This is a genomic window from Accumulibacter sp. (assembly GCF_032229525.1).
In the GTDB taxonomy this organism is placed as follows: domain Bacteria; phylum Pseudomonadota; class Gammaproteobacteria; order Burkholderiales; family Rhodocyclaceae; genus Accumulibacter.
In genome coordinates this window covers 1-3,145 of the sequence record NZ_JAVTWB010000029.1, presented here as the reverse complement: position 1 = coordinate 3,145, position 3,145 = coordinate 1, and the positions used below count along the sequence as shown (strand labels likewise).

Here is a 3,145-nt window from a genome sequence, read left to right as displayed (position 1 = left end):
CATCAGACAGTATCCAGAGAAAGCAGCACATCGCCGGCCTCGCTATCGGCCTGCGCACGGGTAACGGTGTAGCTGGTACTGCCGACCAGTACCGGGTCTCCGTTGACAACTCCCGCCGCGTCTTGCGCTGTCAGGCGCAGCATCGGCGACACGCCGGCCACCAAATCAAATGCAAGCGCTGGAGACTGTACAAATACCCCTGTCACAACGCGCAGAGCTTGGCCGGTCGGCGTAATGCTGACCGGCCGCCCAAGGCGGCCGATGATATTCCCGGTGTGAGCGGCAAAGTCGACCATTCGCTACAGTGGATCAGGTAGCAACCGGCAGATACTGGCCAATCTTCATCAGCACGGTTGACGACGGGTTGCTTGCAGCCGACACCGCGACGCCAACAACCTGTTGGGCCGCGGTCGTCTTGTTGACAACCTTGTTCGTCGAATCCCAGAACAGCCGGTCCCCGACGGAGATGGCCAGCGCAGAGGTTTTGCCGATTTCGACAACGCCCTCAACGACGAATTCTCCGGGAGTGCTGATGGCCACGTCTTGCGTGGCGACGCCGAATAGGCCGGCACCGAACAGATAGCCGATGCCGGATGCGACGGCAGCGCCGGGGGTAAGGGTAAGGACTTCACCTTCTTGCTTGTACGTCTTCATTGTTTCTTTCCTTTCGGGTTATCCGGGCGCTTATGGGCGCCCAGAGATCAGTCTTAGTTACCCTTGACCAGGCCACGGAAGTCGATAGCCTTGGCGCCGAAGTCGAGGCGGGCCTTGAATTCAACGCCGTCGATTTCCCAGCCGTCCTTGGTTTCGAGGTAGACGCCTTGGTTGCCCTCGAGGTAGGCATACTCGATGGTGTCGATCTGTGCAGGATCGGCGGCCATATACCATGCCGTGGTGCTGGCAGTGTCGAGACGCGGCTCGGCAAGCACTTGAAGGGCACCGGCAAATGGGTTGATCGAGGACGAGGCGGAAGCGGCGTAAGCCTGGCTGGTGAATTGCTGGGCGATGGTTTCCAGAGCAGCCGGTACCAGCAGATAGCGCGGGGTGACGTTGATTTTGCGGCCGTCAAGGCCAGTCTGAACCCGCATCGCGGCGCGGCAAACACCAAGCTGTGCGACGGAGATGGCGGCGCCGGTTGGCAGATTACCGTGGCTGGCGTGGAATAGGGCGATGCTGTCGGCCAGTGCGGCGTTGGCGGTGATGATGCCCCAAACGGTGTCCGATTCCAGATCCGCAGCGGCGCGGCCGAACATTTCCGGCAAACGGGTGAATGCCGAGAGATCGTCATTGATCAGCGTCTGGCGAGTCAGTGCAACGATCTTGCCGTATGACGCGATGGCGTAGGTTTCGCGAGCTTCCGAGACGGAGCCATACTTGTATTCGCCATGCTCGTTGACCTTCTCAAGAGTCGGAGAATCGCCGAGAGCGGTGCGGGCGATGGTCTTGAAGTCAGGCGCAGTCACCATCCGGGTGAACGGCTTGAACGTCTGCGGGGCCGCTTCATACGCCTGGCGCAACGTCTTGTTGGCGACGTTGGCGAGGATGTACGGAAAATCGCCAGTCGTCAGCATGGCTCGGGTAGCGATCTGATCCCGGCTCATTCCGCGAATATCGACGCCGCGTTGAGTGAGCAGTTCGCGGCCGATTTCGATCAGCGACAGGCCAGAGAAGCGCTTTCCGTTGTCCGACAGCTTGTGTTGTGCGGGGTTGTAGCGATGAAGGAGAGCCTCTTCAACGCCGGCCCGACGGGTTTCAACCTCGTCGACAAGCGTTTCGATGTGGCCCATTGGCGGCTTGATCGTGTCATTGCTGCGCTCGGCAGCCTTGGCGATTGCCAGGCGGCGCGCTTCGTCGGCTGACGTGTCCTTGGCAATCAGCTCATCTGCGAATGATTGATCAAGACGCAGGCCGCGAACTGCCTCATTGATTTCCGTGACGCGGGCGCGCTCAGCGGCGGTTGCTTCCCGACGAATAACGTCGAGGTTGGGTTGGTCCTGCTCTTTGTTGTCCATAGTGGACTCCTTTCTTTGGGTGTCGCCGGAGTCCGGCAGTTGTACAACTTCAAAATTTTGGCTTCTGCCGATTCCAATCGTGGCGTCGGCCGGCAGGTCGACAAGGGAAATTTCCATCGGTGTCCATGAAGTTACCCGGTACTCGTCCGGCGCGTCCGAGTGTGATCTGAGCAAGGTGCGCTCGTTGATCTGATAGCCAACCGAGACATTGCGCACGATGCCGTCGGCAATGTCCTGCAGAAGCCCGGCGATTTCCGGACGGCGCGAGAGGCGGATTTCTGCGCGCCCAACGCCGTCCTCGATCCATGCCTTGTCGACGACGCCGATTGACGCCATTGGCGAAGTGGATGCGGTAGCGCCGCGATCATGATTTGCCAGCACCGGAGCACCGGAGTTCAGGCGGGATAGATCGACCTCGGACGATTTATGCCCGAGAATCTCCACCCAGGGTTCGTCAAACCAGGAGGATCTTGTGTACGGAGTTTCGGACGAGAACGAAAGCGCCAAGACGGTGTTTCCGTCTGCCCCTTCGCGCACGGTTGGGGCGTCCGATGTGCGATAAAGCATTCCCTCGATACGGGATTTGTCCATGCTGACACCTGGTTGCCAATAATGGCGCCATCATCCGGCAGCCGGCAATTGCAAATACACAGAAAATTGCAGTTTTTTACAGCAGCACGGACAACAAAAACGCCTCCTCGTCTTCGACTGGCCGGATTTGTGGGGGCTTCGCGGTGGAGAATCCTGTCCCGCTCCGATATTTGAGAGGCGGCATGATGACAGCCGTCGACGGCCATAGCCCGATACGCGCCAGCAGATCGGCACCGTAGCCGATTCCGAGCGTGGCGATGGCACGTGGATCAAGCACGCTGCACCGTTACCGTTCCGGCAGACTCGCTGACAGTCTGACTGACGGCCCCCGCGTTGATCGCCGTATCGCTGGCAGTCATCGGGTTCGCAGGATCAAGCCCGAGCCGCTGCCAGACATCGAGGAGCATGACACCAGCGGCGGGGCCGGAGTCGGTGGAGCCGGTGCGGGTGCTGGTAATCGTGCCAGATCCTGACAGGGTGATCGTCGGGCCGAATGTCAGAGTGGTTGCACCTTGCACCAGCGGATTAGCGATATCCAAGCC

At 60.0% G+C, this 3,145-nt stretch carries 4 protein-coding genes; all 4 read right to left on the bottom strand.

Going from position 1 to position 3,145, the window contains the following annotated elements; genetic code table 11:
- Window positions 1-2: 2 nt before the first annotated feature.
- Window positions 3-296 (bottom strand): hypothetical protein, encoded by a 294-nt coding sequence (locus RUW20_RS02195; RefSeq protein WP_313950561.1) that lies wholly within the window; start codon window positions 294-296, stop codon window positions 3-5.
- 13 nt (window positions 297-309) lie between these two features.
- Window positions 310-654, bottom strand: a complete 345-nt coding sequence (locus RUW20_RS02190) for a DUF2190 family protein (RefSeq protein WP_313950560.1) — start codon at window positions 652-654, stop codon at window positions 310-312.
- Between the two features lie 53 nt (window positions 655-707).
- Window positions 708-2,603 carry a prohead protease/major capsid protein fusion protein gene (locus RUW20_RS02185; RefSeq protein ID WP_313950559.1) on the bottom strand — a complete coding sequence of 632 codons (1,896 nt, stop codon included), beginning with the start codon at window positions 2,601-2,603 and terminating at the stop codon, window positions 708-710.
- Between the two features lie 269 nt (window positions 2,604-2,872).
- A partial coding sequence (locus RUW20_RS02180) for a hypothetical protein (protein WP_313950558.1) occupies window positions 2,873-3,145 on the bottom strand: 273 nt, incomplete at its 5' end.

Bases quoted from the DNA above. Each gene is read 5' to 3' on its own strand.
- RUW20_RS02195 (WP_313950561.1), bottom strand. From the start codon at position 296: ATGGTCGACTTTGCCGCTCACACCGGGAATATCATCGGCCGCCTTGGG.
- RUW20_RS02190 (WP_313950560.1), bottom strand. From the start codon at position 654: ATGAAGACGTACAAGCAAGAAGGTGAAGTCCTTACCCTTACCCCCGGC.
- RUW20_RS02185 (WP_313950559.1), bottom strand. From the start codon at position 2,603: ATGGACAAATCCCGTATCGAGGGAATGCTTTATCGCACATCGGACGCC.